At 33.5% G+C, this 24,901-nt stretch carries 24 protein-coding genes; 10 read left to right on the top strand and 14 right to left on the bottom strand.

Annotated elements, in window-relative coordinates; all coding sequences use genetic code 11:
- Nucleotides 1-376 precede the first annotated feature (376 nt).
- The 3 genes from rny to NAT50_RS00380 form a co-directional block, all read right to left on the bottom strand.
- The gene (gene rny / locus NAT50_RS00390; protein WP_250590354.1) at nucleotides 377-1,939 is read right to left on the bottom strand and encodes a ribonuclease Y; all 1,563 of its coding nucleotides are present in this window, start codon (nucleotides 1,937-1,939) and stop codon (nucleotides 377-379) included.
- Nucleotides 1,940-2,145: 206 nt separating this feature from the next.
- Nucleotides 2,146-2,442, bottom strand: coding sequence for a cell division protein ZapA (locus NAT50_RS00385; protein WP_250590352.1), 297 nt, complete (start codon nucleotides 2,440-2,442; stop codon nucleotides 2,146-2,148).
- Between the two features lie 8 nt (nucleotides 2,443-2,450).
- Entirely contained in the window at nucleotides 2,451-2,741 is a 291-nt protein-coding gene (locus tag NAT50_RS00380; RefSeq protein WP_250590350.1) for a hypothetical protein, read from the bottom strand.
- A gap of 187 nt (nucleotides 2,742-2,928) precedes the next feature.
- Here NAT50_RS00380 and NAT50_RS12330 point away from each other — a divergent pair, with 187 nt between their 5' ends.
- Genes NAT50_RS12330 through NAT50_RS00365 form a run of 3 tightly spaced genes read left to right on the top strand, consistent with a single transcriptional unit; the run spans nucleotide 2,929 to nucleotide 7,827 of the window.
- Complete coding sequence (locus tag NAT50_RS12330) at nucleotides 2,929-4,620, top strand: M23 family metallopeptidase (protein ID WP_317236663.1); 1,692 nt, start codon at nucleotides 2,929-2,931, stop codon at nucleotides 4,618-4,620.
- 3 nt (nucleotides 4,621-4,623) lie between these two features.
- Nucleotides 4,624-7,083, top strand: coding sequence for a TonB-dependent receptor (locus NAT50_RS00370; RefSeq protein WP_250590348.1), 2,460 nt, complete (start codon nucleotides 4,624-4,626; stop codon nucleotides 7,081-7,083).
- Between the two features lie 39 nt (nucleotides 7,084-7,122).
- Entirely contained in the window at nucleotides 7,123-7,827 is a 705-nt protein-coding gene (locus NAT50_RS00365) for a hypothetical protein (protein ID WP_250590346.1), read from the top strand.
- 1 nt (nucleotide 7,828) lies between these two features.
- Here the strand turns inward: NAT50_RS00365 and NAT50_RS00360 are convergent, their stop codons facing one another.
- From NAT50_RS00360 to NAT50_RS00340, 5 genes are all read right to left on the bottom strand, one after another.
- Nucleotides 7,829-8,530, bottom strand: a complete 702-nt coding sequence (locus NAT50_RS00360; protein WP_250590344.1) for a hypothetical protein — start codon at nucleotides 8,528-8,530, stop codon at nucleotides 7,829-7,831.
- Between the two features lie 65 nt (nucleotides 8,531-8,595).
- A complete protein-coding gene (locus tag NAT50_RS00355) occupies nucleotides 8,596-10,428 on the bottom strand; it encodes an ABC transporter ATP-binding protein (protein WP_250590342.1) in 1,833 nt (610 codons plus the stop codon).
- Nucleotides 10,428-12,155 (bottom strand): phospho-sugar mutase, encoded by a 1,728-nt coding sequence (locus NAT50_RS00350; protein WP_250590340.1) that lies wholly within the window; start codon nucleotides 12,153-12,155, stop codon nucleotides 10,428-10,430. The genes NAT50_RS00355 and NAT50_RS00350 overlap by 1 nt, the downstream gene beginning before the upstream one ends.
- 21 nt (nucleotides 12,156-12,176) lie before the next feature.
- Nucleotides 12,177-13,136, bottom strand: coding sequence for a glycosyltransferase family 2 protein (locus NAT50_RS00345; RefSeq protein ID WP_250590338.1), 960 nt, complete (start codon nucleotides 13,134-13,136; stop codon nucleotides 12,177-12,179).
- Entirely contained in the window at nucleotides 13,137-13,655 is a 519-nt protein-coding gene (locus tag NAT50_RS00340; RefSeq protein ID WP_250590336.1) for a DUF4199 domain-containing protein, read from the bottom strand.
- Nucleotides 13,656-13,878: 223 nt separating this feature from the next.
- On the opposite strand from NAT50_RS00340, the gene NAT50_RS00335 reads away from it, so the two are divergent.
- Nucleotides 13,879-14,130: a type B 50S ribosomal protein L31 gene (locus NAT50_RS00335; protein WP_250590334.1), complete on the top strand. Its 252-nt coding sequence runs from the start codon at nucleotides 13,879-13,881 to the stop codon at nucleotides 14,128-14,130.
- Nucleotides 14,131-14,266: 136 nt separating this feature from the next.
- Complete coding sequence (locus tag NAT50_RS00330; RefSeq protein WP_250590332.1) at nucleotides 14,267-15,439, top strand: GlmU family protein; 1,173 nt, start codon at nucleotides 14,267-14,269, stop codon at nucleotides 15,437-15,439.
- 71 nt (nucleotides 15,440-15,510) lie between these two features.
- Here the strand turns inward: NAT50_RS00330 and NAT50_RS00325 are convergent, their stop codons facing one another.
- Both NAT50_RS00325 and NAT50_RS00320 read right to left on the bottom strand, forming a co-directional pair.
- Nucleotides 15,511-17,220 (bottom strand): DVUA0089 family protein, encoded by a 1,710-nt coding sequence (locus tag NAT50_RS00325; protein ID WP_250590330.1) that lies wholly within the window; start codon nucleotides 17,218-17,220, stop codon nucleotides 15,511-15,513.
- Between the two features lie 3 nt (nucleotides 17,221-17,223).
- Nucleotides 17,224-18,498: an HTTM domain-containing protein gene (locus NAT50_RS00320; RefSeq protein ID WP_250590328.1), complete on the bottom strand. Its 1,275-nt coding sequence runs from the start codon at nucleotides 18,496-18,498 to the stop codon at nucleotides 17,224-17,226.
- A gap of 516 nt (nucleotides 18,499-19,014) precedes the next feature.
- On the opposite strand from NAT50_RS00320, the gene mtaB reads away from it, so the two are divergent.
- Nucleotides 19,015-20,343, top strand: coding sequence for a tRNA (N(6)-L-threonylcarbamoyladenosine(37)-C(2))-methylthiotransferase MtaB (mtaB, locus tag NAT50_RS00315; protein WP_250590326.1), 1,329 nt, complete (start codon nucleotides 19,015-19,017; stop codon nucleotides 20,341-20,343).
- 58 nt (nucleotides 20,344-20,401) lie between these two features.
- On the opposite strand, the gene NAT50_RS00310 is transcribed toward mtaB, so the two are convergent.
- Both NAT50_RS00310 and NAT50_RS00305 read right to left on the bottom strand, forming a co-directional pair.
- Nucleotides 20,402-20,740 (bottom strand): hypothetical protein, encoded by a 339-nt coding sequence (locus NAT50_RS00310; protein WP_250590324.1) that lies wholly within the window; start codon nucleotides 20,738-20,740, stop codon nucleotides 20,402-20,404.
- A 61-nt stretch (nucleotides 20,741-20,801) separates the two neighbouring features.
- Nucleotides 20,802-21,086 carry a GNAT family N-acetyltransferase gene (locus NAT50_RS00305; protein WP_250590322.1) on the bottom strand — a complete coding sequence of 95 codons (285 nt, stop codon included), beginning with the start codon at nucleotides 21,084-21,086 and terminating at the stop codon, nucleotides 20,802-20,804.
- A 133-nt stretch (nucleotides 21,087-21,219) separates the two neighbouring features.
- Between NAT50_RS00305 and NAT50_RS00300 the strand changes: the two genes are divergently transcribed.
- From NAT50_RS00300 to NAT50_RS00290, 3 genes are read left to right on the top strand one after another with little or no spacing between them, the layout of a single operon-like run.
- A complete protein-coding gene (locus NAT50_RS00300) occupies nucleotides 21,220-21,894 on the top strand; it encodes an alpha/beta hydrolase (RefSeq protein WP_250590320.1) in 675 nt (224 codons plus the stop codon).
- A gap of 2 nt (nucleotides 21,895-21,896) precedes the next feature.
- The gene (locus tag NAT50_RS00295; RefSeq protein WP_250590318.1) at nucleotides 21,897-22,742 is read left to right on the top strand and encodes a lytic transglycosylase domain-containing protein; all 846 of its coding nucleotides are present in this window, start codon (nucleotides 21,897-21,899) and stop codon (nucleotides 22,740-22,742) included.
- An 11-nt stretch (nucleotides 22,743-22,753) separates the two neighbouring features.
- The gene (locus NAT50_RS00290; RefSeq protein WP_250591384.1) at nucleotides 22,754-23,125 is read left to right on the top strand and encodes a sulfite exporter TauE/SafE family protein; all 372 of its coding nucleotides are present in this window, start codon (nucleotides 22,754-22,756) and stop codon (nucleotides 23,123-23,125) included.
- Here NAT50_RS00290 and NAT50_RS00285 read toward each other — a convergent pair.
- Entirely contained in the window at nucleotides 23,122-23,820 is a 699-nt protein-coding gene (locus NAT50_RS00285) for a TlpA family protein disulfide reductase (protein ID WP_250590316.1), read from the bottom strand. The genes NAT50_RS00290 and NAT50_RS00285 overlap by 4 nt on opposite strands.
- 153 nt (nucleotides 23,821-23,973) lie before the next feature.
- Nucleotides 23,974-24,489 (bottom strand): DUF2892 domain-containing protein, encoded by a 516-nt coding sequence (locus NAT50_RS00280; RefSeq protein ID WP_250590314.1) that lies wholly within the window; start codon nucleotides 24,487-24,489, stop codon nucleotides 23,974-23,976.
- Nucleotides 24,490-24,646: 157 nt separating this feature from the next.
- Here NAT50_RS00280 and rpmH point away from each other — a divergent pair, with 157 nt between their 5' ends.
- On the top strand, nucleotides 24,647-24,808 hold the full coding sequence (gene rpmH / locus NAT50_RS00275) for a 50S ribosomal protein L34 (RefSeq protein ID WP_026979292.1): 162 nt from the start codon (nucleotides 24,647-24,649) through the stop codon (nucleotides 24,806-24,808).
- The last annotated feature ends 93 nt before the right edge of the window (nucleotides 24,809-24,901 follow it).

The raw sequence follows: 24,901 nt of genomic DNA, 5'->3' as shown, positions 1-24,901 counted from the left end.
CAGTCAATCGATTGCGTTTGAGAGTGAGGCATTGTTTCTCTGTTTTTAATTTAAAATTTTTTTTATTCTTTCCCGCTAAAGGTTTTCAAAATATATTCAGAAGGCTATTTTTTGCTTTTTATAGGCTTTTTTAGGGAATATGCGGTATGTTTTAAATAAGAGAAATAATTAGGCTTAAATTTGCGTCTTAATTTATGCCGAACTAAAAATAGTATTTCGGAAAGAAAATCATTCTTCTATGAGTCTGTATAATGGCAAAATCAAATTGTAAAGATAATAGATTAAAGAAGTTTGCTGGGTATGGAATAATCTATTGGGTTTCTTATAAAAAAATAGACCGCAATCGCGGTCTATTTTATATTGGATTAAGCTTGTTTTATTTTGCAATATTTACAGCTCTGGTTTCTCTGATTACAGTAATTTTTACTTGTCCAGGATACGTCATTTCCGTTTGAATTTTGTGTGAGATGTCAAAAGATAATTTGGCAGCCATTTCATCGGAAACTTTTTCACTTTCTACAATTACGCGAAGCTCTCTACCTGCTTGGATTGCGTAAGCGCTTTTTACTCCGCCAAAGCCGTAAGCAATATCTTCTAAATCTTTCAAACGTTGAATGTAAGAATCTAATACCTGACGTCTAGCTCCTGGGCGTGCTCCAGAGATGGCATCACACACCTGAACAATTGGTGATAACAACGATTTCATTTCTATTTCGTCGTGGTGTGCTCCAATAGCGTTGCATACTTCTTCTTTCTCACCGTATTTTTCAGCCCACTGCATACCTAATAATGCGTGTGGTAAATCGCTTTCTGTATCTGGAACTTTACCTATATCGTGTAATAATCCGGCTCTTTTAGCTAACTTTACGTTCAAACCTAATTCTGCAGCCATTAAACCACATAATTTGGCAACTTCACGAGAGTGTTGTAGTAAGTTTTGTCCGTAAGAAGAACGGTATTTCATACGACCTACAATTTTGATCAATTCAGGATGTAGTCCATGAATTCCAAGATCGATGACAGTACGTTTACCAACTTCTACAATTTCGTCTTCAATTTGTTTTTGAGTTTTTGCAACTACTTCTTCAATACGTGCCGGGTGAATACGTCCGTCGGTTACTAATTTGTGTAATGCTAAACGGGCAATTTCACGACGAACCGGGTCGAAACATGATAAAATGATAGCTTCAGGCGTGTCATCAACAATAATTTCTACACCAGTAGCCGCTTCAATAGCACGAATATTACGGCCTTCACGACCAATGATTCTTCCTTTTACATCATCAGATTCAATATTGAAAACCGATACGCAGTTTTCTACGGCTTCTTCGGTTCCTACACGTTGAATAGTGTTGATGATGATTTTTTTTGCTTCTTGTTGAGCCGTTAATTTCGCCTCTTCAATTGTTTCCTGAATGTGAGCCATAGCGCTTGTTTTGGCTTCGGCTTTTAGACTTTCAATCAATTGTTCTTTGGCTTCTTCTGCAGAAAGACCAGAAATAGCTTCTAGTTGTTCTACTTGAGCACGGTGCATTTTTTCTACTTCTGCAGTTTTTTTCTCTAAATTTTCAATTTTAGATTCGTATTCCGCAGTTTTGGCTACATACTCATCGTTAATTTTTTTAGCTTTCGATAATTCGTTAGAAACTTGAGATTCTTTGTCTCTGATTCTTTTTTCAACTTCAGCTACTTTTCTGTCACGGGCAATAATTACCTGTTCGTGTTCGGCTTTTAGTTCAATGAACTTTTCTTTAGCCTGTAAAATTTTGTCTTTTTTGATGTTTTCGGCTTCGAAATTAGCGTCTTTTAAAATAGAAGCTGCTTCTTTTTTGGCATTTTTAATCAAGTTAGAAACATTGCTTTTTTCAATGATTTTCGCTATTCCAAAACCACCTGCTATACCTATTACAGCTGCAATGATTATTGTTACAATTTCCATAGTTTGTTTGAGTTATATATAAAAAAAACCTACATTAGAAGAGATGTATAAACTCGTAAAGACAAGTTTTGAGTTAACTCAGTGTTCAAGCTTCCTACTGAAAGGCCTGCTATAGTACCGAAGATTCACTCATTTTAATTTGTTAGTGTTGAGTTTATCAAATTATTACTAATGTAGGTAGTATTGTTAGTCTATGTAAAGAACGTTTATTGTTTGTCGAGATGTTCCGTTAATAAATTGTTTAATCGCTCTAATTTTGTTTTTGTTGGTCCTTCAATAGTTGTTTTTTCTATCTGCTTTTGTTCAACCTGAGCGGCAAATTGTAAGGCACACATTGCTAAAACATCTTGTTTGTCGCGAACGGCATAATTTTGTTCAAACTGTTTTATCATTGCATCTATTTTTTTCGAAGCATTGATTAATCCTTCTTCTTGGCTTGCGTCTACAGTTAATGGATAAACGCGGTCTGCAATTGATATTTTTATTTTTTGTTTTTCACTCATTATGCTTTCTAATCAGAAAGTTGTGCTATACAATAGTCTATTTCTTTTATTAAAGAATTTATTTTGAGCTTTGTTTCTCTTTTATATTCGTCACTACCTAATAATGAATTTGTAATTTTTACCGAGTCGAAATTAGATTTTAATGATCTAATTTCTTGACTTTGTTCTTGAATTATTTTCTCTGATTGGTTAAGCTTCAACAACAATTCTTGATTCGATTGTTGTAAACTTTCTAAGTTTTTCAAAAGTTTGTGAATCTTAACTTCAAGAGAATCAACTATTCCACCAACGTCACTCATTGCAATAAAAAATTCATTACGTACTTTACAAAGTTAGTATTCCTATTTAATTATAGCAAAATGTTTTTAAAAAAAATTAATTTTTATCATTTTTATTTTCTAATACACTCATCTTGTTAGGCTTATCAATATTGTGTTGGCTGATTGTTTATTAAACAAATTCGTTATATTAGCACAAATGTTTTTTATGAGAATTTTAGGTGTCTTTTTATTCTTTTTTGTTCAGGCTCATTGTCAAAATAATTATCCTAAAGATTATTTTCGTTCACCCATGGATATTCCTTTGTCTTTGTCGGGATCCTTTGGTGAGTTGCGCCCAAATCATTTCCATGCGGGTATCGATTTCAGGACGCAAAAAAAAGAAGGCTTGCCTGTGTATGCTGCGGCAGATGGTTACATTTCCAGAATTAAAATATCTACCACAGGTTTGGGGAAATGCATATATATAGACCATCCTAATGGTTTTACAACGGTTTATGGACATTTGCAAAAAACTTCGGATACCATTCAAGCTATTTTGAATAAGGAACATTATTTGAAACAAAAATATGAAATAGAAATTTTTCCTAAAGCCAACGAAATTTTGGTTAAAAAAGGAGAGTTAATTGCTTATTCAGGGAATACAGGGAGTTCTGGCGGTCCTCATTTGCACTTTGAAATTAGAGATACAAAAACAGAAAATATTATAAATCCATTGTTTTTTGGTTTCGGAGATCAGGTTAAAGACAATATTAAACCGCAATTAAACGGGGTTATTGCTTATGCTTTAACGGATTCTTCTTCTGTAAACGGTTCTTTGAAACCTGTAAATTTACCTTTCACCTTGCAAAAAGATGGAAGTTACACTGCCGATAAGGTGAATGCAATGGGTAAAATTGGTTTTGCTTTGAATGCGTTTGATACTTCCAATGACAGCTATGGTAAAAACGGGATTCATAAATTAGAGGCTTTTATCAATGGAACATTGTGCTACTCGTATGAATTTGACACTTTTTCCTTTGATGAGACAAGGTATATCAACGATTTTATTGATTATCCTAGATACAAACAGTTGCACCAACGCTATCAGAAACTTTTTGTTGGACATTTGTACCCAAGTATTATAAAGACGATAAAGGACAAAGGAATTTTGGATCTGTCTTCCCGTTTTAATTTTACATATAAAGTTGTTTTGGAAGATTTTCACGGCAATAAAACAGTGATTAATATTCCTGTAGCCTATGATGACAAAGCTATAGCACAACCTTTACCAGTCGAGAAAACGCCTTATTTCCTTAATGCGCGAAAGGATAATGCTTATGCCAAAGACGGGATTGTGGTATTTTTTCCTGAAGATACTTTTTATAGTGATTTTTTCCTGAAGTTTGATGTCGTAAATAAGGAATTGCTGTTGCATGACGACAAAGTAGCTGTTAACAATCCGTTTCAAATTACTTTTGATGTTTCTGAAATTCCAACAGAAGCCAGAGAAAAAATGTTTATTGCCAATCTAGTCGGTGAGAAAACGGAGTTTAATTACACTTTCAAAAAAGAGAATCAATTTTCTATTAAAACTAAAAAACTTGGTAAATTCTTTCTTTCTAAAGATGAAACAGCGCCAAAAATTTATGCTCCAAACTTTAAAGAAGGTGCCAATTTGGATACTTTAGGTTATTTAAAAATATCCATTTCCGATGATTTATCAGGAATCAAGGAATACAATGCTTATTTGAATGGAAAATGGATTTTAATGGAATATGAACCCAAGCTCAAAAGACTGACACATAATTTTTCTGATGATATATTCGATAACGGAAAAAACGATTTTACCATTGAAGTAAAAGATCAAATGGGAAATGTAGCAACATTCCAGTCACATTTTTTTAAAACCAAAAAATAAATTTTGAAAACTAAAATAGCCTTATTTTTTTTCTTTTTTTCTCTGTTTTCTCAGGCACAGACCGCCAGAATTAAAGGAATTGTTTTTGATGAAAATCAACAACCTGTTGAAGGGGTAAATGTCACTTTTCAGGACAAAAAAACAACGACTAACGAAAATGGGTTTTATGCGTTGTCGATTCCGGCTAATGTAAAATCAAATCTGAAATTTTCACATGTTTCTTTAAAAGCAGCGGTAGTCACATTGCAACTGAAGCCTAATGAAGATTATGAGTTTAATATTGTGTTGAAAAATACCACCGAGCAATTAGGAGAAGTAGTCATAAGCAACAATAGAAAGAAGAGGGTTGAAGGAGTGACGACTATTTCGCCCAAAACAGTTCGATTGATTCCAGGCGCCAATGCGGGTGTGGAAAATATACTAAAATCGTTACCAGGGGTGAATTCTAATAATGAATTGAGTACACAATATGGTGTACGAGGAGGGAATTATGATGAGAATTTAGTGTATGTAAACGAAATTGAAGTGTATCGTCCTTTCTTGATTCGTTCTGGACAGCAAGAGGGTTTGAGTTTTACGAATACGGATTTGGTTCAATCGGTTGATTTTTCAGCAGGAGGTTTCCAAGCAAAATATGGAGATAAGTTATCTTCAGTCTTGGATATTACTTATCGTCGTCCTGCAAAATTTGGAGCGGCCTTAGAGGCTAGTTTCTTAGGTGGAAGTTTTTCTTTGGAGAATGCTTCTAAAGACCAGAAATGGACATACATTACTGGAGTTCGTTACCGTGATAACCGAATGCTAGTGAAAAGCCAGCAAACCGAAATTGATTTTCGTCCTCGTTTTGCAGACATTCAAACCTATATAACTTTTACCCCGAATACAAGATGGCAGCACAGTTTCTTGGGAAATATTTCTCAGAACAAGTACGATTATAAACCATTGGTGCGTCAGACTAATTTTGGTACGCTCAATGACCCTATTGCTTTATTGGTGTATTATGAAGGTCAAGAAAAAGACAAGTACACGACTTTTTTTGGGGCCTACAAAGGAATTTTTGAAATCAATGAAAATTTGGTGCTTAAATTTATCACCTCGGCTTATCATACTCAAGAACAAGAGTATTTTGATATTTTAGGGCAATATCGTTTAGGGGAGGTGAATGGTAATTTAGGAGATGAGAATTTTGGCGAAGTAGAATTTACAAGAGGGATTGGTTCACAATTAACGCATGCTCGAAATGATCTTGATGCACTTATTTATAATGCTGAAGTAAAAGGAAGCTACAAGAAAGATAAAGATCAATTGGATTGGGGAGTAAAATACACCCGAGAAAATATCAGAGATCGTATTCGTGAATGGGAAGTGATCGATTCGGCTGGATTTTCACTGAACAATCCTATATTAGATTATCCTGTAAATGAACAACCTTATACTTCGTATACTGGTCCTTTGGCTCCTTATAATAGTGTAAGAGCTATAAATTTTACAAACATCGATAGGGTATCGGGGTACTTTCAGTGGAATCGTCGTTTCATGTGGGGCGAACATGAAGTTTTTACTAGCATGGGAATCAGAGGACATCAGTGGCAAGTAAGCGGAGATGATATTTCTGGCAAAAGTCAGTTCACTATTAGTCCAAGAGCTCAGTTTGCCATTAAGCCAAATTGGGACAAAGACATGTTGTTTCGATTGTCTGGAGGATGGTATCATCAGCCACCATTTTACAGGGAATTAAGAGATAAAGATGGGGTGGTGCAGCCTGATGTTAATGCGCAACAATCGATACACGTGGTTTTGGGTAATGATTATAGTTTCAAGATGTGGGAGCGCCCTTTCCGATTGGTTTCCGAAGCGTATTATAAATATCTAACCGATGTCAATCCGTATACCTTAGATAATGTTAGGATTCGTTACCAAGCGAAAAACAACGCAGTGGCGTATGCCCAAGGTTTGGATGTGCGTTTGAATGGCGAATTTATTCCTGGAACAGAATCATGGTTGAGTTTTGGTTACATGAAAACCGAAGAAAACATCGATAACAGAGGCTATATAGCGCGCCCAACAGACCAACGTTTAAAATTTGGAATTCTATTTCAAGATTATATGCCAAATATTCCGGCTTGCAAAGTTTATCTTAATTTAGTGTATAACACTGGTTTGCCTGGAGGATCTCCTTCTTACGCGGATGCTTATGATTACCAACTTCGTTTGAGAGATTATCGTCGTGCCGATGTTGGGTTTTCTTATGTTTTTACGGATAAAATTCAAGCGAAGGACAAAAACAGTTGGTTGAACAAATTCAAAGATTTGTCGGTTGGTTTAGAGATATTCAATATGTTTAATAACCAAAATGCAATTACCAATACTTGGGTTCGAGATGTGTATACTAAATCACAGTACGGCGTGCCCAATTACTTAACTTCTCGGGTTTTTAGTTTGAAATTGAATGCTAAATTATAAATTGAAAATAGTATATTTGATATAAAATCAGAGTCAACAATGAAAAAGCTATTCTATATCTTACCTTTTCTATCGTTATTATTGAGCTGCAAAGAAGAGGAAAAGCCTAAAGTGATTTATGAAGAGTCTACTCAGAAAGTGACCAAAAAAGATTCTTCACAAATTAAAGTAGCTGATTTGCCTATTCTTATGGAAGGTACTAAGTATTTGTTGCATCCTATTGGAGATGTACAAGTAGCGTATGAGAGAGGAAATTATGGTTCGGCAAAAACGAATGTTGGAAGTTATGCTTTATCGAATTATAATAGCTTTGAATTGACCGGTTATTTTCAAAATATAAAATTCCAACATATTGATTCCACTGCTTTGCATCCGTTGACCGATAAACAAATGCAAATTCAAACTGCGACCTACCTAAATACGATAGCGCTTAAAACCAAAAAACAGATTCTGATTTATTCCTTAGTGGATACCGATACTAATCGCGATGGTAAAATGGATAGTAACGACATAAAATCATTGTATGTTAGTAATATTAACGGATTAAATTTTCAGAAACTTTCAGGTGAATTACAGGAGTTAATCGATTGGAATGTCGTAGAATCGTTAAATCGTTTGTATTTTAGAACGATTGAGGATATTAATAAAAATGGAGCTTTCGATGAGAAAGATAAAGTGCATTACCATTATGTGAATTTAGCTTCTGAAGATTGGAAAGTGGAAGATTATTCGCCAGTCGAGTAGTTTAAATTAAGATATCACTTTCTAAATCTGATTTTTCTATTTCAAAATCAAATCCAAGCTTTTCCACCAATTCGATTACTAGTTTTTTATACCAGTTTTCACTTTTGGGATGAATGTATATTTTTTCAATTAAAGTATTAATATCTACATTAATCTTTAGTCCTTCGTTGAGTGATAAATTGTGTTTGGAGACATTGGTGATTATCCGAATTTCTCGTTCGTATTGGAAACTTTTTCGTTTAAAAAGAAAAGGGAAAAAATCATCATCAAAAGGAATGTATTCTTTTTTATAATCGATGTAATTCACTTCACCAATATATTGTTCGAAAGTTCTTTCAGGCTCTAAGGCTTCTTTCAATCTTCCAATGGTAGATTGTATGGCCAAACCCTCATTATTTTTGGTGAAAATCTGCCACATCGCAAAACTTTCATATTCATTTGCATGCCAACTACTAATACTTACCTTTTCACGATTTAGTTTGTAGTTGTTTAAAAAGGGACGATTGTTTTCAGCAATCTTTTTAATCTCCTCGTAAGTAGGTTCGCTGAAAGTTCCTTCGTATTGATCTTCAAATTTATCGGACCGAGACATGAACATTTTTCCCGAAAGTAGAATGTCTAAAAATTTAGATAAATCTAAGTACTTCCAAACAATGGTGTCCGGATTTTCGGGAATACGAATATTGGGATTGCTTACATACATTTTAAGTTCTGAAATTACAAAAAATAATTTAAACTTAGATGTAGTTTTTCAAGGCTAAATTGAATTTATTCGAAGGATTGCATCATCACTAATTTCGAATAAGTACCATTTTTCTCCAATAATTCATCATGAGTTCCTTGTTCTACAATTTCTCCTTTTTGCATCACAATAATAGTGTCTGCTTTTTGAATGGTAGATAAACGATGGGCAATAACGATAGAAGTTCTGTTTTGCATCATGTTTTCAAGGGCCACTTGAACAAATTTTTCACTTTCGGTATCCAAAGCCGATGTCGCTTCATCTAAAATCATTATCGGTGGATTTTTCAAGACGGCACGAGCAATCGATAAGCGTTGTTTTTGTCCCCCAGAGAGCCTGCTTCCAGAATCACCAATAGAAGTTTCTATTCCCTCAGGTAATTCTTTGACAAATTCATATGCATTGGCAATTTTTAAAGCTTCAATGATTTCTTCATCTGTAGCAGAGGACTTTCCAATTAATAAATTATTTTTAATAGAATCATTAAATAGGATAGAATCTTGGGTTACTAGTCCCATTAATCCTCGTAGTGAATGGATTTCGATGTCTTTAATGTTGATTCCATCTATACTAATCGTTCCTTCGTTTACATCGTAAAAACGAGTCAATAAATTAGCAATGGTACTTTTTCCTGAACCGGATTGACCAACCAATGCAATAGTTTTTCCTTTAGGAATGTCTATTGAAAAGTTTTTCAAAACACTTTCATCATTTTGATAAGCAAAATTAATATTTTCTAACCTGATTTTATCATCGAAAGTGTTCTTTATCAATGCGTTAGAGTTTTTTTCTAAGTTATTGGTCTCTTCCAAAACGCTAAATACCCTTTCGGCTGCGGCTAAACCAGTTTTTACTTGGTATGATGCTCTTGAAATAGCCTTTGCCGGAGTTAGAATCGTATAAGCTAAAGCAATGTAGGCGATAAAGGTAGTGGGAGCTAAGGATTTATCAACAATCACCAATTGTCCTCCGTACCAAAGTAAAACGGTTATGGTTAAAATGCCAAGAAATTCACTTAGCGGCGAAGCTAAGTTGTTTTTGTTTCCAATACTGTTAGAGAGACGTAAAAGTTTGTTTAAAGAAGCATTGAACTTCGAAATGAATTTATCTTCTGCATTGAAGCCTTTCACTACTTTCAATCCGCTTAAAGTTTCGTCTAATATGGATATTTGTAGACCGTTTTCTTCCTGAGATTTGGTAGATTTTGATTTTAGGCTTTTTCCAACTCTGGAAATAAGAAATCCTGAAATTGGAATAAACAAGAATACAAACAAAGTTAATTTTGCGCTAATCACAAACATAGTTACGATAGAGAAAAGAATGGTCAACGGTTCTCGAACGACCAATTCTAATACTTGAAAAAAAGAGTTTTTGACTTCGTTTACATCTCCCAACATGCGGGACATGACATCTCCTTTTCTTTTTTCGGAATAGTATGAAATAGGCAAATAAATAATAGTATGATACAATTTTTCCCTTAAATCTTTTAAAACACCATTTCTTAAGCGTGTTACGTGATAAGAAGCAAAATAATTGGTGATATTTTTTAAAAATGCAGTAATTATGATGATTGAAATCACAAAGATTATCGCGTATTCAAACCCTTTGTTTTCTGTTAACTGCGTTACTTTATAATTCAAATAGTCTTCAGAAAAAGATTTAATTTCACCAATTCCTCTAAACGTTGGCTCCGTGGTAATTTTTTTATTCAAACCGAAAATCACATTTAATGTTGGAATCATAGAAACCATCAATAAAGTTGAAAAGAGCGCATAAAAAATGTTATAGACAATATTTAAAATAATGTCTTTTTTGTAAACCAGCGCAAAGGGAATTAATTTTTTGAGATTGTTGTCCATTAGTTCAATTGCATTTCAGCAATGATATTCTTAATTTTTGTGTCTAATTGTTTTTCTGCTTCAGGGATATCGGCAATGCTATCTACTGCACAATTAACGCTGAAATAGAATTTGATTTTTGGCTCGGTTCCGCTCGGACGGGCACAAATTTTACTTCCGTCTTCCAAATAATAGATTAATACGTTTGATTTCGGAATGGAGATTTCAAATTCTTCCTGATTCATGAAGTCCTTTCCTTTAGACGATTGGTAATCTTCTATGCAAACCACACGTTGTCCGTTGATTTCTTTCAGAGGATTCTGGCGTAGATCAATCATCATTTGTTTTATTTCGTTGGCTCCTTCGATACCTTTCTTAGTAATCGAAATCAAATGTTCTTTGTAGAACCCGAAATCAACATACATCTGTAATAATTCCTGATATAAGGTGCTTCCTTTTTCTTTTGCCTGAGCAGCGATTTCGCAAACTAGTAAGATAGCAGCTACGGCATCTTTATCGCGTACAGCATCGCCAACCATAAAACCAAAACTTTCTTCTCCACCGCCAATATACGTTTGGTTAGGGAAATCTTTAATGAATTTGGCAATCCACTTAAAACCAGTCAGACCCACTTTGCATTCTACACCATAAGCTGACGCCAATTCTAGCATCATTGGAGTAGAAACAATGGTAGAACCTATAAACTCGTTACCAGTCAGTTTTCCTTGTTTTTTCCATTGTTCTAATAAGAAAGCGGTCATGACCACCATGGTTTGATTTCCGTTTAGTAAAAACATTTTTCCATTAGTATCACGTACTGCCACTCCTAAACGGTCAGAATCAGGATCGGTGCCCACAACAATGTCGGCATTGATTTTGTCTGCAAGCTCCAAAGCCATCGTTAAAGCTTCGGGTTCTTCCGGGTTAGGAGATACCACTGTAGGGAAGTTTCCATTAGGGTCAGCCTGTTCCGATACGATATTCACGTCGGTGTAACCGGCTTTTTCCAAAACACCTGGAATTGCTTTTATCGAAGTTCCATGTAATGAAGTGTAAGCGATTTTTAAGTTTTTACGCGCTTCGGCAGAGGTGTCGAAACTCGCGTTTTTGATAGTAGAATCTCTAAAAGCCTCATCAACAGCAACATCGATATATTCAATTAAGTCTTCATTGGCATTAAAGTTAATGTCGCGGTATTCTAGACTTTCTATTTCTGCAATAACTTCTGCATCCTGAGGAGGTACAATTTGTCCTCCATCTTGCCAATATACTTTGTATCCGTTGTATTCTGGTGGGTTGTGAGAAGCAGTAAGTACAATTCCTGTATGACAATTAAGATGTCTCACTGCGAATGATAATTCAGGCGTAGGTCTCATGTCTGAGAACAAATAAACCTTAATTCCATTTGCCGAAAAAACATCAGCGACTACTTTTGCTAATGTGTTGCTATTGTGGCGACAATCGTAAGCAATAGCTACTTGTAATGCTTCGTTAGGAAAACTTTTCTTCAAGTAGTTTGCCAATCCTTGTGTGTTTTTGCCTAGGGTATATTTGTTAATTCGGTTGGTTCCAACACCCATAATCCCACGCATTCCTCCGGTTCCGAATTCTAAATTTTTATAAAAGCTGTCTTCCAATTCTTTGGGAGACGATGTCATCATATCCTTGATGATTTGTTGTGTTTCATTATCAAAATCTGGGGAAAGCCAGATGTTTACTTTATCTAAGATTGCTTTATCGATGTGCATTTTTACCGTAGCATTAATGATTTATAAATTAATTTCTTCCGAAATTTTATAACGTTCCTCATTGTTTTTGGTACGAAGTATAATTTCTCCTAAAAAACCGGCAAGAAATAATTGAGTTCCAATGATCATGGTAGCCAGTGAGATGTAAAACCATGGATTATCTGTAACCAAAATGGTTTCTTGGTTGGAAACATATAATTTCCAAAGTTTCATAATTCCAATATAACCAGCCGAAACAAAACCTATAAAAAACATGATGGTTCCTAAGAGTCCGAAAAGATGCATAGGTCTTTTTCCGAATTTAGAAAGGAACCAAATGGTAATTAAATCTAAGAATCCATTAACGAAACGATTCATTCCGAATTTAGATTCACCATATTTTCGGGCTTGATGAATAACTACTTTTTCACCTATTTTTTTAAAACCTGCATTTTTGGCAAGAACAGGGATGTATCGATGCATTTCGCCTGAAACTTCAATATTTTTTACCACATTTTTTCGGTAAGCTTTTAGTCCACAGTTGAAATCATTTAACTGAACACCAGAAGTTTTTCGGGCAGCCCAATTGAATAATTTAGAAGGTAAATTCTTGGCTACAACACTATCATAGCGTTTTTTCTTCCAGCCTGAAACCAAATCGTAACCTTTCTGGATAATCATGTTGTACAGTTCAGGAATTTCATCCGGACTGTCTTGCAAATCGGCATCCATCGTGATGATTACGTCTCCTTCCGCTTTGGCGAAACCAGCATGTAAGGCTTGAGATTTCCCATAATTACTCAGAAATCGTATTCCTTTGAATGCTGAATTTTTTCGGGATAAATCTTCTATGATATTCCAAGAATTGTCAGTACTGCCATCATCAATAAAAATAACTTCATAGCTATAATGATTGGCGTCCATGACTTTGGTAATCCATGAGCTTAATTCAGGTAATGATTCTTGCTCGTTAAGTAAAGGGATGATTACGGAAATATTCACTTAGTACTGATTTGATGTTTTTGTTTTGAAAATAGCTGCCAAAATTAAATTAAAAATTGAACTTATTAAAATAGAAAAAACAGCTCCTTTAAATAAAGTGCCAAAGGCGAAATTGTCGAAATTCAGAATCTGGTCTTCATCGAGATTGCCTTTATTGAACATTTTTTGAATGTCTAACTGTTTTAAATTCATGAATTTATTTACTTCAGGTTTTAAATCAGTTGCAACAAAATTATAAAATACGTAGTTGAAACTCACCGAAATTAAGATTCCAATAGAAGTCGATATTAATAAAGTAGTGAAAACTTCTTTGAGAGTAATAACATTATGCAGTTCTTTTTTGGTTTTGTTGGCCTGGTAGATTCGGATGACCCAGTACAAAGTAGTAAATAAAAAACCTAAATAAACATTTTTGTATAGTGCTTCTCCAGAAACGTAAATGATTATTTGAAATAAAATAGCTACAGTTCCTATAATAATTCCAAACAGAATTCCGTTTTTCTTAATAATTTCGTTCATGCGATAATTTCATTTAGCTTACAAATATAGGAATAAATAAACTTTTGTTTATTGAGTGTGTAAAATCAAAAAATCTGACGTAATGATTTGATATTTAAAAAATAGTTGTAAATTTGCACCCTGAATTAAAACAGAAGTGTAATAAAAGTTACTGTAAATCGATACCTTTTAGTTGAAAAAAAGCATCAAGATCCAAGGTAACAAAACATAACAAAGATTTATCATGAAAAAAGGAATTCACCCAGAAAATTACAGATTAGTTGCATTTAAAGACATGTCAAATGATGACGTTTTTATTACTAAATCTACAGTAGAAACAAAAGAAACCATCGTTCACGAAGGTGTAGAATACCCAGTATTCAAAATGGAGATATCTAGAACATCTCACCCTTTTTACACAGGTAAATCTAAATTGGTTGATACAGCTGGTCGTATCGACAAATTCAAAACCAAATACGCTAAATTCCAAAAATAATAAGGAATTCAAAATATTTTTAAAGCTCTGCAATAGCAGGGCTTTTTTTATTTGATCTAGTTTTCAAAATTTGCGAATGATTTCAAATGAGTATTTCAGAATTTCCTTATTTTTGATTTCTTTAAAATGAATTACAATGAACTATATATTATTTGATGGAACGGTTAGAAACGCACTGCTTCCATTTACTTTTACTCGTCCAGTAGCTGATATCCGTGTGGGAATTTTAACAATTCGTGAGAAATGGGAAAAGCATTTGGGTTATACTACTACAACGCTAACGGAGGAATATTTGATGGATAAATATCCAATGGTGGAAATGGAAGAAAACATTATGATTAATGCTTCTTTTTTGCCCAATGATATTTTAGTTGAAATGATCAAAAACCTTGAGGTAAATCAGGCGATTTTTTATAATGACGAAGTAATTGCTTTTTACAGCAAAGAAAATCAGGAAATCGATTTTGAAACCTTTGATATCATTGATTACACCAAAGATTGTATCCGAATTGAACATACTTGGGATATTTTCTCTAAGAATGATCTTGCGCTTCGTGAAGATTTCGATTTAATTACTGAAGGTAGATTTTCGCAGCCGATACCGAAAAGTGTTAATGTAATAGCGCCAGAACACATTTTTATAGAAGAGGGGGCTAAATTAGAGTTTGTGACTTTAAATGCTTCTACAGGACCTATTTATATTGGTAAAAACGCCGAAATAATGGAAGGTTCAGTCATTAGAGGCCCTTTTGCTTTGTGCGAAGAAGCGCAAGTGAAACTAGGAACGAAAGTCTATGGAGCCACAACAGTAGGGCCTCATAGTCGCATTGGAGGAGAGGTTAATAATTCGGTATTATTTGGGTATTCGAACAAAGGGCATGATGGCTTTTTAGGAAATTCGGTATTGGGTGAATGGTGTAATATTGGTGCCGACAGCAATAATTCGAATTTAAAAAATAATTATGAAGAGGTTAAGTTGTGGAGTTACGAAACCGAGGGATTTGCTAAAACAGGCTTGCAGTTTTGCGGATTAATGATGGGAGATCACAGTAAATGTGGTATTAATACTATGTTCAATACAGGAACGGTAGTAGGAGTGTCTGCCAATATTTTTGGTAGTGGTTTTCCAAGAAATTTCGTGCCTAGTTTCTCTTGGGGCGGTGCGTCTGGATTCACAACATATATGACTAGCAAAGCTTTTCAAACAGCTAAAATAGTAATGTCACGTCGGAATGTGGATTTTACTGAAGTAGACGCGAAAATCTTAGAGCATGTTTTTGAAGAAACGAAGAAATATAGAAAGGAGTAATGTTATTTTTAAAAACACAAAAAATGCTAGCTTTAAAAAGCTAGCATTTTTTGTGTTTTTAAAATCTTTAATTATTTTTTGATAAGTAATTTTTTTGAAAGAATTATGGAACCATTTAATCCTTTTACAATATACATTCCATCAGCTAAATCTTCTACATTTATTTTATTTTCAATGTTTGATTTTACCATTATAGACTTTACGGTTTGCCCTAATTGATTTACAATGATAATTTGACTATCAAAAGTTGAATTTATATATATAAATTCGTTTGTTGGATTAGGATATATCATAAAATCATTATTTAATGTAAAATATTCGTTTCCTAAAACTGTCACAGTTTCACAAGCTGATTCAGTTACGCAAAAGCCTACAGTTATTTTTACCTTGTAATCACCTGGAGTTGTTGGTGAAAAATCTTGATTAGTTTCGCCTGTTAGTAAAGTATTTGGGCATTCATACCATTGATAAGTTGCACCAGTTTGATTAGCAGTTAAAACACCAGTCAATTGTGTGATATTATTATCGATAGGATTCACAACGACTTGAATAACATTTGAATATACTATGGTTCCACAGGCATCTGTTGTTTTTCTTCTAAACCAAGTTGTTTGAGAGATTGTTGAAGGGTCGTAGGTTGAAGATGTTTCACCTGCAATGGAAGCAAACCCTGAATTATTACTTGTTATAGAGGCTTCCCATTGGTATGCCAAAGTTGGATTACCACCAGAAGAAACTACAGAGGTGTCAAAACTACCAGGATCTGAACCAGCACAAACTGTAGTTGCATTTGAGATACCGCTAATTGTGTTTGCAACTAATGGAGAATTAGTAGCCAATACGCTTAGTGCAAAATCTCCCGCATTAACATTAAATCCCTCTACAAGGATAGTATATGTACCTGGACATAGTATTATATTAATAGTTGAAGTAATTCCACCTCCGTAGTCATCATTGAATGCTATTTGTGTGCCACAAGAAGTAGAATCATACAATCTTAAATAAGTGTCAAAATTAGTTCCAGCGTTAGCTGTTGAAATAATTACAGTACTAGTTTTAGTAACGGTAAATCGGTAATAAACATCAGGTGCAGTATTACCAAGCAAATTAGTATAACCCATATTAGCACTAGCTCCTATTGGTGGTGCAAGATTTGCGTTAGTATGCGTTTTTATGACACCCGATGTCAGAGTACCAAAATCAAGGGCATTCTCACAGGAGTTGCCGTTTGTATACCTCCAGACAGTTTTGGCTGAAAAATCTCCACTTTGGCCAGTTACAAAACTTGCCACATTGACAGTTCCGTTATTAGCCCAAAATCGATTTGGTGTTTTAGTAGCACTTTTAAATGTAATATCCCAATTACCAAAGGATTGACATGCATCACCAGACGGATCGCAATCATAGCTACCATCTTCCTCCCAAGAACTATGATTAATTGTGAATGAATTTGCATTATTAGTCCTGTCAAGACAACTATAAAGTAATGTGTTGCTATTTGTTACAGTTGAAGGAGCATCAGCTTGCCATCTACGTACATAGTTATTACCTCCACATGTTGCTCCATTGCCGCCACTAGTCCAACTTGCTGTGCCACCAGTATTATTATCAGATGTTAGGCCAATTCGAACTTCGTTATCATCGGTGCTTAAAACATCATTATCACAAGTTTGCCTCCATTGGTCAACTCTTAATTCATAATTTATTTGATTATTAGAAATTTGTCCAGTTATCATTTGGACAGTTAAAAGCATAAAGGTTAATAGGGTATTTTTTTTCATAAATTAGTAATCTTGGTTAAAATTGTTGACGAAATTATTTTTTTTAAAGTGATTGTATTTTGTTACCGATAAATCAATATTGCTATTTATTAATTCTTGAGGTTTGTGTTGATTTAATTCAAACAATGATTTACAGTAGATTTTAACCTCTTTATCTTCGTATTTTAAAACAGCATCTTTTTTTAATTTTTGAGATAAAAGCCAAATTAAGTAGGGATCATGGTAAGCATGATAAAACTGTCTATAAGTCAATAATTTTGAAAAATCTACATGATAGTTTAAATTGGGATTTTCGAATGAAACTAAAAATTGAAAATAGATAGGCTTATAATTATTTAGCATCATACGCCAAGTGAAATTGTAACCTTGACGATTCCAAGCGACATCCTTGCCGAAGATAATGGGTCTCAGGGGATAAATAATTTGGATAGTAAAAAAACAAAATAGCGTTATCGATCTAATGGAGTTAATTTTTATAGGTCCAATCATTTCTATAAATGAGTGTTTTTTCAAGAATTTTGAAATTACTAAAAATAACGGCCAAGTTGCTAGCATTACTAGAGGAAATTCCCCAATATTAAATAGGAAATAATTAGATAAATGAAAACTTATTACAATAAATATAAGTAATTTATTTTTTGGAATATACCACAATAAAAAAGCAATTGATAAGTCAAATATTAATCCAAAATAGCTAAAGAAGTAACCAAGAAAGTCAGGATAAGGATAATTCTTTGAAGATGTCATTAATCTCATTGGATATCCCTGTAACCAATCCATATTTATTTTTGCGATTCCACCATAAAAATATACAATTGAAATTAGCAAGCCAAAAACGACATAATTTTTTATGTCTGTTTGAAATGCAAGATCTTCTTTTTTATGAAATTTCCATATCGGTAACCAGTTTTTCTGATCAACTATAAGAAATAAAAAGGCTATCAAGCACCATAGGTAATAATGGTTATTGTAAAAAGAAATATCTATTAAGAAGAGATAGCTAAAGGTTATTAAAAAGCCCATTGCTCCTAATCTTGGAAATTTACCTAATCCTAGTAAAAAGACGCTTAAATAAGATACTCCAGCAACTATGTCAATAAAGGTGTGACTATAAGCTTCAATAAAATCTAATCCTGGGTAGTGAAATACAATACAAGAATTTTCTAATTCATGAATATGAGGTACAAGATTATAAATCTGAGGTATCATTAGAACTGAAAATGCAAGTCTGAAATAACTTATATATCTTGAAGAGACTAATTTTTTGGTTTTTTGCATTTTATAGCGCTAATTTTTTTAAAAAGAAAACAATAAAAGTATAAATATTTTAACTTTTCACAAATGTAGTATTATTTTTATTTAAATTTTTTTAACTTCAAAAATATGGTCAATTAGAAGTACAGTTAAATGGTAAAAAAAGGCTCAATAAAGTTTACCAAATAATTCTATGTTTTTTTCTTTTCTGGTTTTTTTTCGATTGCCACTAACATTTCAAGTGTAGTCTTAATATCTACGTCAGTATAAATTTCTTTAGTTACAATATAACCAATACCATCCATCTCTACTATGTAGTTTGCTTCTTTATGCTTTGTTCTTTACGAACTTTCAATTACATGCATCATTGAAACTTTACTACCCATATCTTTAGTCTAAATGATATGAAACAAAATAGTAAAAGGCTAAAAACAAATAAAGCAATATTATTTACGAATTTGTGGTGTCTTTAATTTCAAAATTATAGTTAAATTTGCAACCTCAATTTTTTGACAACGATTTCATTAATTGAGCTATTCTATGGTAAACAAAAAGAAAGTAGCCTTTTATACTTTAGGCTGTAAATTAAATTTTTCTGAAACTTCTACTATTGCCCGTAATTTTCAGGACGAAGGTTTTGATCGCGTTGATTTCGAAGAGGTAGCTGATATTTACGTTATCAATACTTGTTCGGTAACAGATAATGCAGATAAACAATTCAAGCAAATTGTCAAAAAAGCGATGAAGCTTAACGATAAAGCATTCGTGGCGGCTGTGGGATGTTACGCTCAGTTAAAACCAGAGGAGTTGGCAGCTGTAGATGGTGTTGATTTAGTATTAGGTGCTACTGAAAAATTCAAAATCACAGATTATATTAATGATTTGACGAAAAATGACATGGGAGAAGTACATTCCTGTGAAATTGAAGAGGCTGATTTTTATGTAGGGAGTTATTCTTTCGGAGATCGTACTCGTGCTTTTTTGAAAGTTCAAGACGGTTGCGATTATAAATGTACTTATTGTACTATTCCTTTGGCTAGAGGTATTTCTCGTAGCGATACGATGGAAAACGTCATGAAAAATGCTGCCGAGATTTCTGCAAAAGGAATCAAAGAAATTGTTTTAACCGGAGTAAACATAGGAGATTACGGAAAGGGAGAATTCGGTAATAAAAAACATGAGCATACATTTTTAGAGTTAGTCCAAGCTTTGGATAAGGTAGAAGGTATTGAACGTTTGCGAATCTCTTCCATCGAACCTAATCTACTAAAAAACGAAACGATAGAGTTTGTGGCTCAAAGTCGCACTTTTGTACCTCATTTTCATATTCCTTTGCAATCAGGAAGTAATACAATTTTAAAAAGAATGAAGCGCCGTTACCTGCGTGAACTTTATGCCGATCGTGTAGCTAAAATACGAGAGGTCATGCCTCACGCTTGTATTGGTGTAGATGTAATTGTTGGTTTTCCAGGAGAAATGGATGAGTTGTTTTTAGAAACTTATAATTTCTTAAACGAATTAGATATTTCCTATCTTCATGTTTTTACTTACTCAGAACGTGACAATACTGAAGCTGCTGCTATGGAAGATGTAGTTCCGGGGAACGTTCGTGCCAAGCGAAGTAAAATGTTACGAGGATTGTCCGTGAAAAAACGCCGCGCTTTCTATGAAAGTCAAATTGGTACCCAACGAACCGTATTGTTTGAAGGAGAAAACAAAGAGGGATATATTCATGGATTTACCGAAAATTATGTGAAGGTAAAAACTCCTTGGAATCCAGAATTAGTTAATACGCTCAATGAGGTTAATTTGACTAAAATTGATGAAGATGGAAGCGTGCGTATTGAATTTCTTAATGCTTTAGTCTAAAAAAGCAATTGAATTCTAATGATTTACAAAATGTGGGTTGATCCAAATGATAAATCAATTAGTATTTATAGTGAAATCGAATTTTAGTAATTCTAAAAATAGTATCTCCTAATTGTTCGATGAATTCAAATTTATTTCTGCCGGTTTTGGTCAGTGCAACGATAGAACCGGCATCCATTTCATAATACATACCGTTTCCTTCCAACATGAATCGATCTCCTTGAGTTCTATAGGCGGATCGTATCAAGTGAAATTCGAACAAATTCCAAGTTGAAAAATCAGGATTAAAACTAGAAGATTTACAAAGACCTTCGGTAATTTCTGTTTTGCAGCCATAGTATTTTTCAATGGTCTCGAAAAAATCTAGTATTTCTTGTCTTGTTTCCTCTGAATTCATGTTCTAAAAATACAAATTCTGCCACAGTAAAGGAAAGAGATTTGTAAAAAAGAGGAACAAACTAAATTTTAATACCCGGAGGTAAAAAGGTTTTGTATTTCGGGTTTTTTCTAAAGAAACTCGCTACTCTTGGGTAAATCGGAACAATTTTCCATTTTTTTTCTTCGGCTAAATCCAAAATTGTAGTTAAAAAACTATCAATAAACGACTCGTCTTCAAAATTTTCAGGAATATTGATTCGGGTTAGAAACAGTTTTCGTTCCTGAAGCGTGTATTCTATACTAACCAAACCTTTGGCTGAGTTGGCTTCAAATTGTCTGGAAAAGGTATTGTCTTTAATCTCCATAGTTTATACTAAAATTTTCTTTGCTATTTTAATCTTAAAAAATTGATAATTTTAAGAAGTGACTAATTCTATACGCAGGGAAATAATTACTTTTATGCAAATTTCGGGAAAATCTTATTTGTAAATAATTTTTATGTCTAAAATTCATGTTTATTTTATGCCTGGAATGGCAGCGAGTTCGTTAATATTCGAAAAAATTGAGCTGCCTTCAACTGATTTCGAAAAGCATATGTTGGATTGGGTTATGCCTGAAAAAAAGGAAACATTGCTACATTATGCCGAACGAATGGCAAAGGAAGTCAAACATGAAAATGCTGTTTTGGTTGGAGTTTCTTTTGGTGGAATCCTGGTACAAGAAATGAAACGGTTTTTAAATCCAAGAAAAATAATTATTATTTCGAGTGTGAAAAGCAATCAAGAGTTGCCGATTCATATGAAAATTGCAAAGGCAACCAAGGCTTATAAACTGTTACCGACAAGTTTGGCTCAAAACATTGATGCCTTGGCTAAATATGCTTTTGGAACGGAAATTGTTAAACAGCGATTAGAGATGTATAAAGTTTTTATGACACGAAGAGAAAAAGAGTATCTCGATTGGTCTATAGAACAAATTATTAATTGGGAACGAGCAACGGTTGATCCAGAAGTGGTTCATATTCATGGAGATGCAGATGAGGTTTTTCCTGTGAAATACATCAAAAATTATATTAATGTAAAAGGAGGTACGCATGTGATGATTATTACTCGTTACCGCCGTTTGAATACTTTATTGCCAAAAATTATTTTAGGAGAAAATGTAAATGATTGATTATGAAAAAGATTTTTTTATTATTGGGAGGCATTGCCATTTTAGGCTTATTTATGAATGCTAAAACTGATTTCGAATTTCCTGAAAGATTAGATTTTGCCGGAGAAGAAGTACCTTTACGTATTCCGGATGTGAAAGAAAGAATGGATAGGGAATTAGTAGTAAATACGCAAATGCACGGTTCTACCATTTTAATTCTTAAGAGAGCTAACAAAGTATTTCCAATTATAGAACCAATTTTAGCAAAATACAACGTACCTGACGATTTTAAATATTTAGCAGTTATCGAAAGCGCTCTAGTTAATGCGGTTTCTCCAGCCGGAGCTCGCGGTGTATGGCAATTTATGCCGCAAACTGCGAAGGAAAAAGGCTTAGAAGTATCCGAAACGGTAGATGAGCGTTACCATCTTGAAAAATCGACGGAAGCCGCTTGTAAGTATCTTATTGCTGCAAAAGATAAGTTCGGATCATGGACTTTGGCAGCCGCTTCTTACAATGGTGGAATGAGTGGATTACAATCTCAAATTGATTTTCAAGGAGTAAATGATTATTATGATTTGTTGCTCAACGAAGAAACTTCTCGTTATGTTTTCAGAATTATTGCTTTGAAAGAAATCATGAGAAATCCTAGAAAATATAATTTTATAGTACCGGAGAGTCAGTTGTATCAGACTATACCTGTCAAAAAAATCACAGTAGATAGTACGGTAACCGATTTGGCTAAATTCTCAAAAATACAAGGGATCAATTATAAAACTTTAAAGTATCATAATCCTTGGCTTCGTGATAAAAAATTGGATAATCCAACCAAAAAGAATTATGAAATTGAGATTCCTCAAATAAACTAAAAATGAAAAAGATGACAGCAAATATGATTTTATTATTAGCGCTAATTGGTGTTTTAGCGGGGATTCTTAGTGGTTTGGTAGGAGTAGGAGGAGGTATTGTGATGGTGCCGTTATTGATTTATTTCATGGGTTTCAATCAACATCAAGCGCAGGGAACAAGTTTAACGGTTTTGGTGGTACCAGTGACCGCAGCAGCAGTTTATAATTACTACAAAGAAGGCTATGTAGATTGGCGTTACGCCGCAATTATCGCTTTGTTTTTTGTAATCGGAGGGTATTTCGGCAGTAAATTAGCGGTGAATATAGATCAAAAAATGCTGAAAAAGATTTTTGCTGTAATTTTGATATTTGTCGCAGGAAAGATGTTGTTGTCTAAAAATTAATTTTGCAGGTAGTCGGGATCATCGTCTAAATTTCTGTTGATCAATAAGCTGCTCAATCCATTTCTGAAAATGGAATAATTCATAGAAAACGCTTTGTCGTAAGAACTGTTACTGTCGGGTTGGGCGCCTCCTCTTCGAATGTTTACAACCTGTAGATTTTCGTTTAAAAAAAATGAAGTGGGAAGTCCAAGCGTGTGTTTCAAATGAGCCACAATAACTGCATCGTTTTTATAAGATTCATTCGCATAACACACCGTAATATGTTGATCGAATTCTCGGGCTACTTTTTGTACTAAATGTTTTTTGTCCCAAAATAAAACAATAAACTGTACTTCATCAGAAAATTTTTGAGCTAACCTATTCAAAGCAGGGATCTCTCCTTCGCTAGGAATGCACCAAGTGGCGTAGGTTAATATAAAAAGCGGTTTTTTAAAACTACTTAGTTTGATTTTTTTCTTGTTGATTTTTTTTAAGGTGTAATCTTCAAATTGCGTACCGACCAAGTGATGGGTAACTAAAGAATCAAAAAGAATCTGACCACGTTCTAGATCTCGATTATTGTAGGCATCATCGCTTTGGATGTTGTATTTTCTTAAATGAATTTTTAAAGCTTCAGGGAAACTTAGGGTGTCATTCTGACTTAATCCAGAAAAACTAAAAAGAAGAAATATATAAATACTGTAAAGTTTCCTCATGATGTGTTCCCCAAAATATGAAAAATGAATTCATAGACTATAAAATTAGTATTTTTTTTCAATTCACAGAGGAATAACACTAATATTCTTATTTTAATTTAACGAAAAAAGCCGTACTTATTGTACGGCCTTTTAAAATATAAAATAAGGTAGTTATATTTTTTTTAATTGCTCTTTCATCATCGCAATCTGATCCTTCAGCATATTGTGTTTGTCTAGTTTCTTGGCTTCATTCAATAACGAAGTAGCTTCTAGTTTTCTTCTGCGACTCATAGCAATTCCTGCCAAATTTAATTTAGCTAAGGCTAAATCCTGATCCATTGACAATCCTAAACTAATTGCTTTTTTAAAGAATTTTTCAGCTTGGTTTAGGTTTGTTTGAGAAACCATCAATCCGTTAAGATAATTGTAATAACCTTGCTGTTTTTGGATTAAAGCCGATTCTGGATTTTTGATTTTGTCTAACCATTTTTTAGCACCAGCAAAATCTTGACTTCTTAATTTTAGAAAAGCTAATAAAATATATTCGTTTCTAAAGTATAAGAATATAGGTATGATGGTTAATAGAATTAAAAAAATTCCGTTTCCGATATTACTTTCCGTAAATTGCCAAATCCCAGTAATAAATAATAATCCGGCGATAATTAGTTTGATATTTTTATGAAACATACTAGTGTTTTTTATATTGTGTTGCAAATATAGAAAAAGAATTAAAATTATTTTTATAAAACCTCTTGCAAGAAAAAAAAATCATTGTATATTTGCACTCGGTTTTCAGAAAACCCAAAAGTTAGATATTTATACAAGATTTTAAAGATACAAAGTTATGAGTAAGAGAACGTTTCAACCATCGAAAAGAAAAAGAAGAAATAAACACGGATTTATGGAAAGAATGGCTTCTGCTAACGGAAGAAAAGTTCTTGCTCGTCGTCGCGCGAAAGGAAGACATAAATTAACTGTTTCTTCTGAACCAAGACACAAAAAATAATGATTTAAGAACAATCATAAAGCAAGGCGTTACTTTTAAAGGTAACGCCTTTTTTTTAAAATGTTCATAAAAAACAAATAATTCCTCGCTACT

It is taken from the genome of Flavobacterium luminosum (assembly GCF_023635005.1).
In the GTDB taxonomy this organism is placed as follows: domain Bacteria; phylum Bacteroidota; class Bacteroidia; order Flavobacteriales; family Flavobacteriaceae; genus Flavobacterium; species Flavobacterium luminosum.
The sequence above is the reverse complement of the archived record's forward strand: the minus strand, read 5'-3'. Positions and strand labels throughout refer to the sequence as shown.